Origin of the sequence: Solirubrobacter deserti, from assembly GCF_027587175.1 — a bacterium.
Classification (GTDB): domain Bacteria; phylum Actinomycetota; class Thermoleophilia; order Solirubrobacterales; family Solirubrobacteraceae; genus Solirubrobacter; species Solirubrobacter deserti.
The window spans coordinates 77,763-93,836 of sequence record NZ_JAPCID010000030.1 but is presented as its reverse complement, the minus strand read 5'-3'; the positions used below and the strand labels follow the sequence as shown (position 1 = coordinate 93,836).

The following is a 16,074-nucleotide window of genomic DNA, read 5'->3' as shown; positions in this document are numbered from 1 at the left end:
GACGGCGGCACGCGGGCGCGGCGCGACGGCGATCGCCCGGGGGTGCGCCGCGGCGGCGGGGCGCGCGGTCATCGGGGCACCGGGACGTCCTCGAGCGCGGCGCGGATCGCGCCCTGCGGGGTCGCGCGCTCGAGCTCGGCCTCCGGCGTGAGCACGATCCGGTGGCGCAGCACCGGGGCGGTCATGCGCGCGACGTCGTCCGGCGTGACGTAGGCGCGGCCCGCCAGGCGCGCGGCGGCCTTGGCGGCGCCGAGCAGGTGCACGGCCGCGCGCGGGGACGCGCCGAGCGCGACGCTCGGCAGCTCGCGCGTGCGGCGGGCGATCGCGACGACGTAGGCGACCACCTCGTCGTGGACCTCGGTAGCGTCGACCTCCGCGCGGGCGGCGCGCAGGTCGTCGGCCGAAGCGACCGGCTGGATGTCGTCCAAGCCGGTCGGCGTGAGCCCGCGGCGGGCCAGCCGGAGCATCGCGCGCTCCTCCTCCGCCTCCGGGTAGCCGAGGGCGACGTGCACGAGGAAGCGGTCGCGCTGCGCCTCCGGCAAGGGATAGGTGCCCTCGTACTCGACCGGGTTCTGCGTGGCCAGCACGAGGAACGGGTCGGGCAGCGGGTGCGGCTCGCCGTCGACCGTGACCTGGCGCTCCTGCATGGCCTCCAGCAGCGCGGCCTGGGTCTTCGGCGGCGTGCGGTTGATCTCGTCGGCCAACACGACGCCGGCGAAGATCGGGCCGGGCCGGAACACGAGCTCCCCGGACCGCAGCGCCATCGTGCCGGTCACGTCGGAGGGCAGCATGTCCGGGGTGAACTGCAGGCGCCGGAAGTCCAGGGCCAGAGCGCGTGCGGCGGCGCTGGCGAGCAGCGTCTTGGCCACGCCGGGCACGCCTTCGAGCAGGACGTGGCCGCCGAGGGCGAGCGCGACGAGCATGTCCTCGACCGCCTCGTCGTGGCCGACGACGACCTTCCGGATCTCCCCGGCGACCCGGGCGTGCAACTCCTTCACGAGTTCTCCTTTGTGCGCGCGAGCGAGCTCGCGAGCGCGTCGACGTACTCCACGCGCGGTGGCGGCGGTTCGGTGTCCGGGTCCTCGGGCGGGCCGAAGCGGCGACCCGCCGTCCAGACCGCGACGAGCGAGGTGAGCAGCAGGCCGAGCAGCGTCCACTTCACCGACGTCGGCAGGCCGCCGAAGCCGCGGCTGACCCCGTAGCCGTGGACGGTCTCCAGGAACGCGACGCCGCCGTCGCCGGCGAGCGCGAGGCCGAAAGCGGCGTTGTCGGCCTCGTCGAGGCCCCGGTTGGTCAGCGGGAACGTGTTCGCCAGCAGCACGATCTCGCCGAGGCCGAGCCCGGTGGTCGCGGCGATCGGCGGGTCGAGCATCGGCAGCACCCCGCCGAGCTCGTCGAGCTCGGCGCCCAGCCGGCCCTCGACCACCCGCACGCCGGCGAGCGGAACCAGCGGCCGGCTCGTGCCCACGTCGGCGGACGCCCACAACGGCGGCTCGTCGAGCAGCTGGTCGAGCCAGCCGGGCTCGGCGCTGGACCCGAGCACGAGTCGTCCGCCGCCCTCGACCCACCCGCGGACGGCGTCGGCCTCCTCGGGCTCCATCACGCTCGGGTCGAGGATCATCAGCGTCTCGCCGTCGCGCGGCGTGCGGTCGGCGATCGGCGTGCGCAGCCGCCGCACCGGCACGCCCGCGCGGTCCAGCAACGCCGCGTAGGCCGCCACGCCGCCCGGCGAGGTCGCGTACGAGGACGACGGCGGCCCTTCCGGCGTGGGCGAGACGCGGTCGATCACGATCAGGACGACGATGAAGGCGGCCAGCGCGCCGAGCACGATGAGCACCCCGCGCCTCACTTGAGCACCTCGGGCCACCGCTCGCGCGCCTCGGCGACGTCCTCGCCCTCCGCCTCGCGGCCGCCGTAGACCACGTCGTCGAACGTCGCCGCCAGCCGGTCGAAGTCGTCCGAGCGCACCGCGCGGCGCACCTCGTGCGTGGAGATCGAGGGCCGGAACTCGATCGCGCCGCGCCGGTCCAGCCGGAGCAGCCCCGCGCGGAAACGCAGCCGCAGCGCGGCCTCCAGCTCCCCGCGCGCCTCCGCCTCCTCGGCCCGGCGCTCGAGCGCTCGCGGATCGTCCTCGGCGGGGGCGAACGCGAGCGCCGCGGACTCCGAAGCCCGGATCCGGCTCGAGAGCAGCCTCCGGCCGATCAGGAAGCCGGTGACCAGCAGCAGCGTGCCGAGCACGATCCAGACGACGCTGCGCGAGCCCGGCACGACGTCGTCGATCCACGCGATCAGGTCGTCGGGGACGAGCGACTCGAGGAAGTCGACGATGCCGCCGAACGGCCCGGGCACCTCGTCCCCGTTGAAGCGGTCCTGCGCGAGGATCTCGCGCGCCTCGGCCCGCGCGTCGCCGACCCCGTCCCCGGCGGCGGGCAGGTCGGCGAGCGCCTCCAGCCGTGCTTCGAGCTCCTCGTCACGCGCGTTCCCGAGCGCCGCGTCGATGCCGACCGGCTGCCCGTCCACGGACGTGACCGCGCGCAGCTCGCGCACCGCGCCCGGCGAGCCGTCCTGCGCCAGCCGCTCGAGCTCGCTCGCACTCACCTCGGTCGCGTGCGCGGTGCCCGGCGCCAGGCACGCGGCCACCGCCAGCACGACGCCCGCGACGCGGGCCCGGCTCACAGCCCGCCCGGCCCGCGCTCTTCGGGTGGCTGCCAGTCCGGCCGGTCCTGCTTGGGACGCTCGTCCTCGTCCTCGTCACGTGGCGGTGGCGCGTCCTCAGAGCCCCACCGGCGGTCCGGCGAAGCACCCGTCGGCGGCGCCCAACCGCCGCCGCTCGGCGAACCGGGCGACATCCACGGGGACTCCTCCGGAGGGCGGGTGTCCCGCGGCGCTTCGCCGGCCGGCCCCCACCGCAGCGGCGGCGCGTCGTGCGCGGGTGCGCTCCAGCCGCCGCCGTACTGCTGCGGCTGCGGCGGCGGCTGCCAGTAGCCGGGCTGCGGCTGCGGCGCGGAGCCGCCGACGGGCCGCAGCGGCGCCGGGATCGGGGCGTTCGGGTCGTACTCGGTGCCGATCCCCTGCGCGAGCAGCTGGACGTCGAAGCCCTCCTTGCGTACGCGCTGGTCGAAGTACAGGATCGTGAGCACGGCGGCGCCGATCGGCAGCACGATCGCGTTGCCGATGGTGCCGAAGATGACGTCGGAGAACGCGGTCGCGATCTCGTTGTCCTCGGCGAACAGCGTCACGAGGCCGGACGGGATGCCGGTGACGACCGCGCTCACGAAGAACGTCAACAGCGCCACGATGATCTGCAGCAGCAGCACGGCCCAGAAACGCTGCTTGATCAGCTGGAAGCTGCGGCCGAGCGCCTTGAACGGGCCGACCCGCTCGAACAGCAGCGCGGCGCTCGCGACCGCCCACATCGACCACAGCCAGATGGTCGGGATCAGGCACGCCAGGACGCCGAGCACGTAGCAGACGCCGCTCACGAGGAACAGCGCGATCAGCGAGAACGAGCGAGGCAGCGCGAACCGCCAGGACCGCCCGACCGACGGCTCCGCCCCCAGCCAGGCGTCGGCGATCGCCTTGAAGCACACCGCCATCACGATCGCGGTCGTGAGGAAGGTGACGATCGAGCTGACGCCGGCCGACACCCACAGCGACGACGGGATGTCCGCCGGATCGCCCGTGCGCTCGAACTGGGCCAGGTCGGTCTCGATGTCGAACGACGCCGAGAACAACACGGACACGATCATCAGCGGCAGGATCGCCGGGACGACCGACAGCGTCAGCACCTTCCAGTGCCGCATGCAGACCTTGAGGGCCGCGTCGAGGATCTCGCCGATGCTCAGCGGCCGTAGCTGTACCGATGCCACGGCCGCGAAGGTACCCGGTCGACCCTGCTTATGCGCCGCCGCCGGCCATGGCCGGCAGGATCACGAGCGTGTCGGACTCGCCCACGGAGGTGTCGAGCCCGTCCAGCACGCGCACGTCCTCGTCGTTGAGGTACACGTTGACGTAGCGGTTCAGGGAGCCGTCGGCGCCGAAGAGCTGCTGCTGGGTCGCGGGGTGCTGCTCGGCGAGCGCGCGCAGGACGGAGCCGACGTCGCCGCCTTCCGCCTGCACTTCCTTCTCGCCGCCGACGGACGGACGCAGGACCGGTGGGATCTTGATCTTGGCCATTTCAGATGAGGTCGGATGATCGGGGTGGGGCGGAGGGGATGTCCCGCTTCATCGTCACCCTAGCCCGCGGCGGCGCAGAACGCCTCGTAGTCCGGGAACACGCCCATCTGCGACTCGTCGATCTCCGACGGGTCGATCGAGCAGATCGGGCACTCCGGATCGCGCCGGACCTTGAGCTCGGTGAACGTCGCGCCGAGCGCTTCGTAGAGCAGCAGCCGGCCGACCAGCGGCTCGCCGGCGCCCACGATCAGCTTGACGACCTCGGTGGCCTGCAGCAGGCCCATCGTGCCCGGCAGCACGCCCAGGACGCCGTTGGCGCCGCAGGACGGGGCGAGCTCGGCGGGCGGCGGCACCGGGTACAGGCAGCGGTAGCACGGGCCGTCGTGCGGCTTGAAGACGCTCAGCTGGCCGTCGAAGCCGAGGATCGAGGCGGAGACGACCGGGATGTCCAGGCGCACCGTCGCGTCGTTGAGCAGGTAGCGCGTCGGGAAGTTGTCGACGCCGTCGACGATCACGTCGTAGCCCTCGATGATCTCCATGATGTTGGAGGCGTCGAGGCGCGTCTTGTACTTGACGACCTTCACGTCCGGGTTGATGCCGTTGATGGCGATCTCCGCGGAGTCCACCTTCGGCGTCCCGATCCGGTCCGTGGTGTGGATCACCTGGCGCTGGAGGTTGGAGAGGTCGACCTCGTCGTCGTCGACCACGCCCAGCGTGCCGACACCGGCCGCCGCCAGGTACAACGCGGTCGGCGAGCCGAGCCCACCCGCGCCCAGGAGCAGGACCTTGGCATTGAGCAGCTTGGTCTGGCCCTCGAGCCCGATCTCCGGCACGAGCAGGTGGCGCGAGTAGCGGTCGCGCTGCTGCGGCGTGAGCACGACCGGCTTCTCGACCTCGTAGCCGCGGTCCTTCCACAGCGTGATGCCGCCGTTCATGGACGCGACGTTCTCGTAGCCGAGCAGGTGCTTGAGCGTGTTCGCCGCCAGGGCGGAGCGCTGGCCGGAGGCGCAGTAGATGACCACGCGCTGGCTGCGGTCGGACCCGATCGCGCCTTCCACGCGGGACTCCAGGAAGCCGCGCGCGACGTGCTTGGCGCCCGGGATGTGGCCGGCGTCCCACTCCTCGCTCTCGCGGACGTCCAGCAGGACGATGCCGTTGCCGAGGTGCGACTTGACGTCGGCCGGATCGACTTCTTCGACCTCGCTACGGATCTTGCGGATGACTTCCGCACCGGTTGGACTCATGCGCGTCCTCAAGAATTCGGATCGGGATTCAATGCTTCACAAAGAATAGCGGCGATCCCGATATGGGGTAATCACCCGAGCGCGCCGTGCCGATGAGAACCGGACAGTGCGCTCCCGTTCCCTCCTGAACCAGGTCCTCGCGGTCAACACCGCCCTCGTCACGGTGACCGCCTTCGTCGCCGCGATGCTCGCGCCCGACCAGGCGGGCGGGCTCGCGTCGATCCAGCGTGACGTGCTGATCGGCGTCGCGGTCGTGGCCGCCGTGCTGCTCAACACCCTCCTGCTGCGTCACCGCCTGCGGCCGCTCGAGCACCTGGCGGAGACGATGGAGCGCATCGATCTCGCTTCCCCGGGCCAGCGCGCCACGGTAGACGAGCGCGCCACGAGCGAGACCCAGCGCCTGACGGCGGCCTTCAACAAGATGGTCGCCCGCATCGAGCAGGAGCGCGTCGAGGGCGGCCGCGCCGTCATCCGCGCCCAGGAGGAGGAGCGCGCCCGCATCGCGCAGGACCTGCACGACGAGGTCAACCAGGCGCTGACGGCGATCCTGCTGCGCCTGCAGGCCGCCGCGCTCGACGTCCCGCCCGGCCTGCGCTCCGAGCTCAAGGAGATCCAGACGCTCGCGACCCAGGCGATGGAGGAGCTGCTGACGCTCGCGCGCACGCTGCGCCCCACCGCGCTCGACGACCACGGCCTCGTCCCCGCGCTCGCCTCTCAGGTGGCGAACTTCGGCGAGCGCACGGGCATCCGCACCACCTTCCACCGTCACGGCGACACGCCCGAGCTCTCCGACGAGGAGCAGCTCGTGCTCTACCGCGTCGCGCAGGAGTCCTTGTCGAACGTCGTCCAGCACTCGGGCGCGAGCACCGTCCGCGTCGAGCTCTCCAGCGTCGGCCGCACCACGTTGCGCGTGCGCGACGACGGCTGCGGCTTCGCGCCCCGCAGCGGGTCCGGCGGGCGCCTCGGCGTGTCCGGCATGCGCGAGCGCGCCCTGCTCGTCGGCGGCCGCTTGAACGTGTTCTCCGCCCCCGGTGAGGGAACAACCATCGAACTGACCATGGGGGCCTCATGAGGATCCTGATCGCCGACGACCACGGGATCGTCCGTGGCGGCATGAAGTTGCTGATCGATCGCCAGCCGGACATGGAGGTCGTCGCCGAGGCCGGTGACGGCGTCGAGGCCTTCGAGCAGGCGCTGCGCACCAAGCCCGACCTGTGCGTGATGGACGTCTCCATGCCGCGCATGACCGGCCTGCAGGCCGCGCGCCAGATCCGCGCGCACCTGCCCGAGACGCAGGTGCTCGCGCTGTCGATGCACGACGACGAGCGCTACGTCTTCGACGCGCTGAAGGCTGGTGCGTCCGGCTACGTCCTCAAGCGCGAGGTCGACCAGGCGCTGCTGAACGCGATCCGCGCCGTGTCCCGCGGCGACGCGTTCCTCACGAACGCCGTCGAGCGGACGATCGTGCGCGAGTGGATGAGCGACAGCAGCAGCGGCCCCGAGGAGCCGCTGTCGCCGCGCGAGCAGGAGGTCCTGAAGCTGATCGCCGAGGCCTACACCAACAAGCAGATCGCCGAGACGCTGCACCTGGCCGAGAAGACGGTCGAGTCGCACCGCGCGAACCTGCTGCGCAAGCTCGGCATGCGGGATCGCGTAGAGCTCGTGCGCTACGCGATCCGCCGCGGTCTCACCGAAGCCTGAGCGGCTACGGGCTCGTCGTCGAGAGGGTGAAGGTCAGCGCCCGGGCGTAGGTGCCGGTGCGCAGCGCGTCCGTGCGCTTGATCAGCTGTTTGAAGGTGATCCCGACGTCCTCGCTGGACGTCGGTCCGGTCCACGCCGTCTTCCCGAGCTCCACGCGCAGCGGCTCGGGCAGACTGAACGCCCCGTTGGTCATGTGGCCCGGCGCCGACACGCTGAGCACCGCGTCCCCCGCGGTGCTCGTGACGGTCGCGCTCGTCGTCGCCGTGTAGTCCTGCTCGACGCCCGGGACGAACGGCGCGAACGTGGCCGGCCCCTTCAGCGCGAGCGACAGCGTCGCCGGCACGGTTCCGCCGACCGGGAGATCCTGGCCGCCGAGCGCGGTCAGGTAGCCCTTGGCGCCGCCGACGACCGGCAGCGAGAGCGACGTGCCGGCCAGGTCGACGCTGACCTCGGTGCCGGGCTGCGGGCGCAGCGTGAACAGGCGGTCGCTGGAGAACACCATCAGCGCGAGCCGTTGGCCCGCGAGGACCATCTTGTCCGTCGGCTGCAGATTGAACGTCACGTCGACGAACTCGCCCGGCACGAGCGGCGCGCCGCCCGAGACCGCGCCGCGGTTCTGCGGATCGGCCCAGCCGCGCGTGATCACGTGCGACGTGTTGATCTGCGTCGCGGTGCAGGTCACCGAGGGCGTGAACGGCAGCGCGACGAGCCACACGGAGAGGTTCGCGGCCGCCTTGCTCGCCGCCATGCGCACCTTCACCCGCGGCGTACCCGAGAGGTGCAGCGGCGCCTTCAGGAACGGTGTGCCGTAGAGCAGCCGCTGCGGGCCCGCGTTGACGAAGTTGCCCGGCTGGCAGGAGGCGTCGTCGACGTACTTCTCGGTCGCCGCGGCCGGGGTCGCGGACGGCGTCAGCTCGCCCGTGGTGTTCCCGCCCGGCCGGGGCCGGAACTCCACCGGGGCCGCGGCCGGGTTCGGGTAGTCGGCGTACGGCGTCGGGTTCGCGGCCGAGCACACGATGCTGGTGACGGCGCCGTCGGCGATCTTCTGGCCGTCGGCAGTGGCGACCGCCGAGTCGAGCAGGACGGTGGTCGAGCTGGGCAGGGCAAGGATCGCGCGGGTCACGTTGGTGGTGACGCCCGCCGCGTCCGTCTGCGGGATCGTCAGCGTCATGCCGACCTGCAGCTTGCTCGAGTCGGCGACGGTCAGCGTCGCGGTGTTCGTCTGCTGGCCGACGACGGTCGCGGTGCGCGGCGGGCAGGCCGCGGCCTCACGCGTCACCCACGCCTTCGGGTCGTTCTCGACCCCGTTCTGGACGCCGTACAGGAAGCGCGTGAACCAGCGATTGCGCAGGCCCAGCGGCGGATCGCCGCCGTGCCCGCCCTGGTGGTAGTACTGCTGGAGCGGGACCTTGCCCTTGAGCGCCTCGGCGATCCGGACGCTGTGCTCGGGCACGACGTTCCAGTCGTTGAAGGCGTGCGCCATCAGCGTCGCGGCCTTGACCTTGGCGAGCTGGTTGAGCTGGTCGCGGCCGGCCCAGAAGTCGTTGTAGTCGCCGGTGATGCGGTCCTGGCGGGCCTTCATCAGGCCTTCGCGGACCGTGTCGATGCAGAACTGGCGCCGCGACGGGTCGCCGCTGTTGATGTAGTCGAACAGGAAGTCGATGTCCTCGCCGACCCAGCCGCCCGGGTTCCGCACCAGCCCGTTGGAGCGGTAGTAGTGGTAGTAGGACGTGTTCGGCGCCACCGGGATGATGGCCTCCAGCCCGTCCACGCCGGTCGTCGCGGCCGAGATCGGCAGCGTGCCGTTGTAGGACGTGCCGGTCATGCCGACCTTGCCCGTCGACCACGAGGCCGTGACCTCCACGTCGCCGTCGGCCGTCGTGTACCCCTTGGCCCGGCCGTTGAGCCAGTCGACGACCGCCTTGGGGGCGTCGTTCTCGTTGGTGCCGCCGACCGTCGGGCACCCCTGCGAGAGCCCCGTGCCCGGCGACTCGGAGCGGACGACGGAGAAGCCGCGCGGCACCCACGTGTTGGCGAGGGTCTGGCTGTTGGAGACCGAGGTGCGGTTCGGGTTGAACGGGATCGCGGGCTGCGAGATGCGCGCCGGCGGCGCCACGCCGAGCTCGTGGTTGACGTTCCACAGGTTCGCCTGCGGGCCCGAGGTGCCCGCGTAGTACGGGCTCGTCTCGTAGACCACCGGCACCTTCAGGCCCTCGGTCGCGGTCTGGGCCGGCCGGGTGACGTCCACGTGCATGCGGTCGCGCTTGCCGTCGCCGTCGGAGTCGAACTCCGTCTCCACCCACAGCCGGTGGCGGATCCACTCGCCCGAGACGTTGAACGCCGGGACGATCTGCGCCTGGCCTCCCGCGAACACCGGCTGCGTCTGCGCCGCCGCCGCCGATGCGGCCGCGGCGGCCAGCGTGACCGAGAGCGCGGCCGTCGCCGCCCCTCGTCCGAACCATCCCGTCATGCCCAGCCCTCCTAGACCCTCGTGGCGGAACCCTCTCCGGCTGACCGTACGGGAGCCGCGGAGCGCGCTCATCCAACGGTTGTCGGAATCTCGGAGCGCCCTGACTAGCCTCTAGTCGGTGCTCGGTGCCCGCCTCCGCCTCGCCCTGGTCGCGCTCACGCTCTGCGCGCTCGCCGCGGTGATCGGCGCGACGCTCGCGGCGCGCAGCGACGGCCCGAACCCCAACGCGCTCGAGCTCAGCGCCGACGGCTGGGCCGGCGCCATCCGCCCGCCCGGTCAGCCGGTGCCCGACTTCACCCTCACCGACCAGGACGGCAAGCCGGTCACCAGCTCGAGCCTCAAGGGCAAGCCTGTCGTCTACGCGTTCGTCTACTCCACCTGCGAGGACACGTGCCCGGCGCAGGTGCAGACGATCAAGGGCGCCGTCGACGACCTCGACCGCGAAGACGTGCAGGTGGTCGGCATCTCCGTCGACCCGGTCAACGACAACCCCAAGCGCGCGGAGTCGTTCCTGCTCAAGCAGGGCATGACCGGCCGGATGACGTTCCTGCTCGGCACCCGCGAAGAGCTCGCGCCGGTGTGGGAGGCGTTCGCCGTCCAGCCCCAGCAGGACGATCTGGAGCACTCAGCGCATACGATCCTCGCGGACGCGAACGGCATGCAGAGGATCGGCTTTCCCTTCGACCATATGACGCAGGAGGCCCTGGCCAACGATCTCGGCCGGCTGTGACGCGCTTCCGCGAGTTGCAGTTCTACGGCGAGTGGCGTCCGTATCAGCGGGCGGCGCTGGCCGCGTTCGAGAAGGACCGCCACAACGGGCGCCTGCGCACGCACATCGTCGCGCCGCCCGGGTCGGGCAAGACGCTGCTCGGCGTGGAGCTGATCCGCCGGGTCGGCAAGCGGGCGCTCGTGCTCGCGCCCAACCAGGGCATCCAGCAGCAGTGGCCGCGCGCGGTCGCGTCGTTCACCGACCGCCCGGAGGAGGTCGCCGGCGCGGACCCGCTCAAGCCGATCGCATGCTTGTCCTACCAGGCGCTGTGCCAGCTCGAGGATCCGGAGATCCTGCTCGGCCGGCTCGCGCAGTCGCGCTGGGCCGACGAGCGCGCCGCCGCCACCGGCATGACGCGCGAGGAGGCCCTGCGCGAGGGCGAGGCGTTCGAGGGCGAGGCCGCGAACCGGCGGGCGAGGGAGCTGGCGCGCATCTCCGCCGCCCTCAAGCGCGAGGTCGCGCGCGGCGAGCACGCGGGCGTCGAGCTGCGCGACCTGCTGTCCGAGCCGGCGCGCAAGCGCGTCCAGCAGCTCGCGAACATGGGCGTCGGCGTCGTGCTGCTCGACGAGTGCCACCACCTGGCGAGCCTCTGGGGCTACGTCGTGCGCGCCGTGCTGCAGGAACTGCCGGAGGGCGTGCACGTGATCGGGCTCACCGCCACACCGCCGGTGTCTCTCCCTGAAGCTGAGGCTGAGCTCTATGACGCGCTGCTTGGCCCGGTGGACTTCACGGTCCCCACCCCGGCCGTCGTCCGCGACGGCCACCTGGCGCCCTATCAAGAGCTCGCGATCCTCACCGAGCCGCTGCAGGCCGAGCGCGACTGGCTGGCCGAGCACGACACGCGCTTCCGCGAGCTGATCACCGCACTCCATGACGGCGACTTCCCCGAGTGGGTCATCGGGCGCCTGCACGACCGCCGCCGCTCCGCCGAGGACGAGACGGAGCTGTCATGGCCGGAGTTCCAGCGCCGCAGCCCCAAGCTCGCCCGCGCCGGCGTGCGCTTCCTGCTCTCCGCCGACCTGCGCGTGCCGACTGGCGCGCCGCGCGGCGAGGCCTACCGCCGCCGGCCCGACCTCGACGACTGGCTCGTGCTGCTCGAGGACTACGCGCTGCGCAAGCTCGCTTCCGACCCGTCCCGCGAGGCGGCCGACCAGTACGAGGCGATCGCCGCCGCGCTGCGCGAGCTCGGCTTCAACCTCACGCGCCAGGGCATCCGCCGCGGCACGTCTGAGGTCGACCGCCTGCTGACGGGCTCGCAGGCCAAGGCGCACGCGCTCGTGGACGTGCTCGCGCACGAGCTCGAGCACCGGGGCGAGCGGACCCGCGCGCTCGTGCTCACCGACGCCGAGCTCGCCGCGCAGCGCCCCGACGACGCGCTCACGGGCGTCCTCGATCCCGCCGCCGGCACCGCCCGCCACGTGCTGCTGGCGATCGCCGCCGACGACCGCGTCGCGCACCTGCGGCCGCTGCTGGTCTCCGGCCGCGGGCTGCGCTGCCACCCGGCCGACGCCGAGGTGCTGCTCACCGCGCTGGAGGCGACCGCGCAGGATCACTTCAAGCTCACCGACTGGGAGGCCGAGCCGGACGGCCTGCTCGTCACGCTGCACTCCCAGGGCGCGGAGTGGATGCCGCGCGCGTGGGTGGAACTCGCCACGCGGCTGTTCGTCGAGGGCACGACGCAGGTGCTCGTCGGGACGCGCGCGTTGCTCGGCGAGGGCTGGAACTGCCCGCCGCTGAACGTCCTGATCGACATGACGATCGCGACCACCGGCGTCTCGGTCCAGCAGATGCGCGGCCGCTCGCTCCGGCTGGACCCGGCCGACCCGCAGAAGGTCGCCTCCAACTGGGACGTCGTGTGCGTCGCACCCGACCTCGTGCGCGGCAACGCCGACTACGAGCGCTTCGTGCGCAAGCACCTGAACCTGTTCGCGCCGGCCGAGGACGGCGAGGTGGAGGCGGGCCCTTCGCACGTGCATCCCGAGCTCGGCCCGTTCGGCCCGCCGCCCGTCGAGCGCTTTCGCGAGCTCAACGCCCAGCTGTTGCAGCGCGCGGCGCAGCGGGACGCGGCGCGCGAGCGCTGGAAGATCGGCACGCCCTACCGCGGCGTCGAGCTGCCCACCCTGCTGGTGCGGCGCCGCTCGCAGGCGCCTGCGCCGAAGGTCACGAGCAAGCCGGGCCGGCCGCTGCACCTATCCCAGCGGGTCCCGATCGGCACCGGCCTCGGCGGCGGCGCGGCGTTCGGCGCGCTCGGCGTCGCGGCCAGCGCCCCGCCGCTGCTGATCGGGCTCGCGCTGGCGCCGGCCGGCCTCGCGTGGGCCGCCGTCCGGCTCGGCGCCGCCAAGCAACGGCTCCCGCTCGTGCTCCCGCTCGACGCCGCCGCCCGCGCCGTCATCGACGCCTATCGCGAGCTGGACGAGCTGACGCCCGAGGCCGCGAACAGCCTCACGATCGAGCCGCGCGCCTCGGGCTACCTGCGCTGTGAGCTCACGCGCGCGACGGCGGAGGAGGGCAAGCGGTTCGCCACGGCGCTCGATGAGCTGGTGAGCCTCAGCGACAACCCGCGCTACCTCGTCTCCCGCCCGCTGGCGGACCCGCGACGCGGCCCGCTCGGCCTACTCGGCCGCGTGCTCACGCGCCGGCCGCCGTTCGACGAGCGCCTGCACCCCGTCCCGGCCGACCTCGCACGGAACAAGGAGCGCGCCGAGGCGTTCGCCCGTGCGTCCCGGCGGCACATGGGCCCGGGCCGGCTGGTGTTCACGCAGCGCTCCGAGGAGGGCCACGAGGCCCGTGCCGAGGCCGCTTCGGCGGACGGCGGCTACGAGACGCTGGTGCGCGACGTGTGGGTCTGACGAAGCGTGTCCAGGGCCGCATCCTCGCGATCCTGGGCCGCGCGGTAGACGGCGTAGGCTGCCAACGAGGGGTGACGGCGCCAGGCTGCCAGTGCCTCCGCGGCCTCTTCGGCAGCGTCGCGCCAGGCCTCCATCACCGGGCTCCAGGAGGGCTCCCGGCGCAGCACGATCTCGAGCGTGTCCGGCACGTCGTCGAGGAGAGATCGCAGATCGCTGGTGCTCATCGCGTGAGGGGGATGCCCGAAAGTCCGCTGGACACACCATGGATTACGCGGCGAGAGTCCAGCTGGTTGTCTTTCGGACCTCAGACGAAGTTCAGGGCGCCGGCGGTGAGGTTCGCGAGATCGGTCTCCGCGGCGTCCGCGCGGTCCTCGGCGGCGCGATAGACGGCGTAGGCGTCAAGGCCGGGAGCCTCGCACCAGGCGTCGTAGGCATCGTTGGCCTCGGCGCGCGCGGCGCTCCACAGCACGAAGACCTCTTCGATCAGACCGAACACTTCGCGGGAGCCGCTGCCCGCGAGGCGAGTGGTCTAAACCTCTTCGTCCTCGTCGATTTCGGAGCTTCCGCGAAAGCGCGCCCACAGCAACGCGCCGATCATCGCGGCGACCGGCGCCAGGTACAGCAGCTGGGCGAGCCAGTGGCCGGGATGCGCGAACAGGGGCGTCATGCGTTCAGCGCCGCCGACAACAGCCACAGCCCGAGGCAGGTGAACGCCACCATCAGGATCAGCATGACAACTTGCGAGCGGGTGGCGGCCCGGGCGGAGCCGTAGAGCTCGAGCGCGCGATCGTGCGCGAGGACGAGCGCGGCGACGTGGCCGACGACGAGCGCGCCGACCTGCACGTACCAGATGCCGGTGGCGCTCACGACGCCGTAGTCGATGTCGCGCTCGGCGGCGCCCAACCAGTTCGAGCCGTCCCCGAGCGGGTCGCTGAGCAGCCGCCACAGGTCCTGGCCGTTGTAGGCCAGCAGCGAGAAGTAGTGCGCGACGAGGTAGCCGGCGGCGATCGGGATCAGGGTGTGCGCGAACGCCAGCGACAGCTCCCGCCGCGTCTTGCCCGCGGGTGTCGTCATCCCGCGCATGCCGAGGAAGTAGATGAGCCCGACGATCGCGCACGCGCCGGCGAGGCCGAGCACGAACGCGAGCTCCAGCGAGAGCCCGATCGGGACGCCGAGGTCGCGGAAGAACGTCTGCAGGTCCTTGGCGATGCCGTTGAACAGCGCGCCCTCCTTGGCGCCGTCGAACGCGGTCGAGCCGACGGCGACGACGGCCAGCGCGGCCGTGCCCACGACCGGGGTCAGGCGGGCCGTGGCGGTGGTGGGCACGCGCAGCCGTCCTTCCCCGACCGGCGCGAGCGTGCCGATCAGCCCGAACAGCACGCCGAACGCGTCCGCGTTGCGCACCCACGGCTCCACGCCGTAGAGGCTCATACCGACCAGCATCACGACGAGGTAGACGAGCATCAGGATCGCGAGGAAGCCGGGCTGTGTGCCGCGCGCCCAGGCCAGCTCGCAGATGGCGAACGCGAACAGCCACACCGCCGCCGGGATCCGTCCCACCCGCGCCGGGTACTCGAGCGGCTCCGGCAGCGCGCCGAAGCGCGCCGTGATCCACCCCGTGAGGCGTCCGAGCGCCCGCCACGGGTTGAACAGGCGGAAGACGTCCCCGAACAGCAGCGACAGGAACGGGATGCCGACCCAGAAGCCGACGTAGACCGCGGTCGGCGCCAAGTTCTGGCTCTGCGTGTCGGTGCCGAACAGGCCGGCGTAGACGGCGAGGAAGAAGACGAAGACACCGATGGCGCCGCACACGACCTCGACCGGGCGCGGAATCCGCGGCAGCGGACGGCCCGTCCGGGCCTGCAGCTGCGGCTTGGACCAGCCGAGCGCGAGCGCGACGAACGACACCACCAGCACGCCGGAAGCGGCGGCCGCGAACAACGTCTCGGGAATCGGGAGATCGGCGCGGCCGACGATCCCGTGCGCGAACAGGAGCACGCGCCGAGTCTAGGAACGGCAACGGCCCCACGCCGAAACGTAGGGCCGCTGGTCAAGGTCGGATGATCGGGGTGGGGCGGAGGGGATCTCCGCCTCTACTTCAGTGTTACTTGGAGCACTTGATGTCGAAGGAGTCCTTCGCGGACGGCTTCGCCGGCGGGTTCGGGTTGCCGACGTAGGCCACCTCGACGCCGATGGTGTGCTTGCCGCCGCTGCAGCCCACGGCCGAGATGAGCGAGTTCTTGCCCTTCTTGGCCTTGATCGTGGCCGCGATCTCGTTCAGCGCCGAGAACACGCCCGTGACCGGCTGCTGCAGGTCCGGCGTGATCTCGATCGTCATCGACTGGCCCTTGATCTTGCCGTGCAGGATCGTGTTGGCCGAGCCGGAGAGCAGGAACAGGATCTCGTTCTTGCCGACGTACGGCTGGATCTGGAAGTTCAGCGGCGCGGGCGTCGCGGAGAACGGGTTCAGGTTCGCGCTGGCGGAGCCCTTACCGGCCTTGGAGGAGCTGCACTGCGACGGGTCGTCGATCAGCGCCTGATCGGTCTCCGGATCGCACTCGTTGAGGCCCTTGGTGGAGACCTTGATGGTCTTCGGGAACGTGATCTTGATCGACTTCGCGGTCGTCTTGGCTTCCGCGTTGTTCTTGACGTCCAGCTTGAAGGTCACGGCCTTCGGCTTGGACTTCGTTCCGGCCTTGGACGGCGAGCCGCTACCAGTGGCCTCGATGCTGGGGTCAGGGAGCTGCGCGTAGGCAACGCCGGCGGTACCCAGGGCAAGCGTCGCCACGCTGGCGACGAAGAAGGACTTTCGCAACTGCGGACTCTCCTCGTTTGAGACGGTGTTTCTTGGCAGGACGGGCGCGG

At 72.0% G+C, this 16,074-nt stretch carries 16 protein-coding genes and 1 pseudogene; 4 read left to right on the top strand and 13 right to left on the bottom strand.

Annotated features, from left to right (window positions below):
* Positions 1-68: 68 nt before the first annotated feature.
* The 6 genes from OJ962_RS20415 to moeB are packed head-to-tail and all read right to left on the bottom strand — an operon-like array spanning position 69 to position 5,420.
* Positions 69-998 (bottom strand): AAA family ATPase, encoded by a 930-nt coding sequence (locus OJ962_RS20415; RefSeq protein ID WP_270006560.1) that lies wholly within the window; start codon positions 996-998, stop codon positions 69-71.
* Positions 995-1,849, bottom strand: a complete 855-nt coding sequence (locus OJ962_RS20410) for a DUF4350 domain-containing protein (RefSeq protein ID WP_202957801.1) — start codon at positions 1,847-1,849, stop codon at positions 995-997. Before OJ962_RS20410 ends, OJ962_RS20415 begins: the two co-directional genes overlap by 4 nt.
* Positions 1,846-2,676 (bottom strand): DUF4129 domain-containing protein, encoded by an 831-nt coding sequence (locus OJ962_RS20405; RefSeq protein WP_202957800.1) that lies wholly within the window; start codon positions 2,674-2,676, stop codon positions 1,846-1,848. The genes OJ962_RS20410 and OJ962_RS20405 overlap by 4 nt, the downstream gene beginning before the upstream one ends.
* A complete protein-coding gene (locus OJ962_RS20400; protein ID WP_202957799.1) occupies positions 2,673-3,869 on the bottom strand; it encodes a hypothetical protein in 1,197 nt (398 codons plus the stop codon). Before OJ962_RS20400 ends, OJ962_RS20405 begins: the two co-directional genes overlap by 4 nt.
* Positions 3,870-3,897: 28 nt before the next feature.
* Complete coding sequence (locus OJ962_RS20395) at positions 3,898-4,176, bottom strand: ubiquitin-like small modifier protein 1 (RefSeq protein WP_202957798.1); 279 nt, start codon at positions 4,174-4,176, stop codon at positions 3,898-3,900.
* Positions 4,177-4,235: 59 nt separating this feature from the next.
* Entirely contained in the window at positions 4,236-5,420 is a 1,185-nt protein-coding gene (gene moeB / locus OJ962_RS20390; protein WP_202957797.1) for a molybdopterin-synthase adenylyltransferase MoeB, read from the bottom strand.
* Between the two features lie 106 nt (positions 5,421-5,526).
* On the opposite strand from moeB, the gene OJ962_RS20385 reads away from it, so the two are divergent.
* Both OJ962_RS20385 and OJ962_RS20380 read left to right on the top strand, forming a co-directional pair.
* Positions 5,527-6,492 (top strand): sensor histidine kinase, encoded by a 966-nt coding sequence (locus OJ962_RS20385; RefSeq protein WP_202957796.1) that lies wholly within the window; start codon positions 5,527-5,529, stop codon positions 6,490-6,492.
* A complete protein-coding gene (locus tag OJ962_RS20380; protein WP_202957795.1) occupies positions 6,489-7,121 on the top strand; it encodes a response regulator in 633 nt (210 codons plus the stop codon). Before OJ962_RS20385 ends, OJ962_RS20380 begins: the two co-directional genes overlap by 4 nt.
* A 4-nt stretch (positions 7,122-7,125) precedes the next feature.
* Here OJ962_RS20380 and OJ962_RS34500 read toward each other — a convergent pair whose 3' ends face one another.
* Together OJ962_RS34500 and OJ962_RS34495 are read right to left on the bottom strand one after the other, a co-directional pair.
* On the bottom strand, positions 7,126-8,292 hold the full coding sequence (locus tag OJ962_RS34500) for a CocE/NonD family hydrolase C-terminal non-catalytic domain-containing protein (RefSeq protein ID WP_407697528.1): 1,167 nt from the start codon (positions 8,290-8,292) through the stop codon (positions 7,126-7,128).
* A gap of 96 nt (positions 8,293-8,388) precedes the next feature.
* Positions 8,389-9,591: pseudogene (locus OJ962_RS34495) on the bottom strand (CocE/NonD family hydrolase); the annotation flags it as partial.
* A gap of 118 nt (positions 9,592-9,709) precedes the next feature.
* Here OJ962_RS34495 and OJ962_RS20370 point away from each other — a divergent pair.
* Both OJ962_RS20370 and OJ962_RS20365 read left to right on the top strand, forming a co-directional pair.
* A complete protein-coding gene (locus OJ962_RS20370; RefSeq protein ID WP_202957793.1) occupies positions 9,710-10,321 on the top strand; it encodes an SCO family protein in 612 nt (203 codons plus the stop codon).
* Positions 10,318-13,209 (top strand): DEAD/DEAH box helicase family protein, encoded by a 2,892-nt coding sequence (locus OJ962_RS20365; protein WP_202957792.1) that lies wholly within the window; start codon positions 10,318-10,320, stop codon positions 13,207-13,209. The genes OJ962_RS20370 and OJ962_RS20365 overlap by 4 nt, the downstream gene beginning before the upstream one ends.
* Here OJ962_RS20365 and OJ962_RS20360 read toward each other — a convergent pair.
* The 5 genes from OJ962_RS20360 to OJ962_RS20340 all read right to left on the bottom strand — a co-directional run bounded on the left by OJ962_RS20360 (position 13,176) and on the right by OJ962_RS20340 (position 16,024).
* Positions 13,176-13,433, bottom strand: coding sequence for a hypothetical protein (locus OJ962_RS20360; RefSeq protein WP_202957791.1), 258 nt, complete (start codon positions 13,431-13,433; stop codon positions 13,176-13,178). The genes OJ962_RS20365 and OJ962_RS20360 overlap by 34 nt on opposite strands.
* Positions 13,434-13,513: 80 nt before the next feature.
* A complete protein-coding gene (locus OJ962_RS20355) occupies positions 13,514-13,705 on the bottom strand; it encodes a hypothetical protein (protein ID WP_202957790.1) in 192 nt (63 codons plus the stop codon).
* 33 nt (positions 13,706-13,738) lie between these two features.
* A complete protein-coding gene (locus tag OJ962_RS20350; RefSeq protein ID WP_202957789.1) occupies positions 13,739-13,876 on the bottom strand; it encodes a hypothetical protein in 138 nt (45 codons plus the stop codon).
* On the bottom strand, positions 13,873-15,207 hold the full coding sequence (locus OJ962_RS20345; protein WP_202957788.1) for a fenitrothion hydrolase: 1,335 nt from the start codon (positions 15,205-15,207) through the stop codon (positions 13,873-13,875). Before OJ962_RS20345 ends, OJ962_RS20350 begins: the two co-directional genes overlap by 4 nt.
* Before the next feature lie 106 nt (positions 15,208-15,313).
* Positions 15,314-16,024, bottom strand: coding sequence for a hypothetical protein (locus tag OJ962_RS20340; RefSeq protein WP_202957787.1), 711 nt, complete (start codon positions 16,022-16,024; stop codon positions 15,314-15,316).
* Positions 16,025-16,074 lie beyond the last annotated feature (50 nt).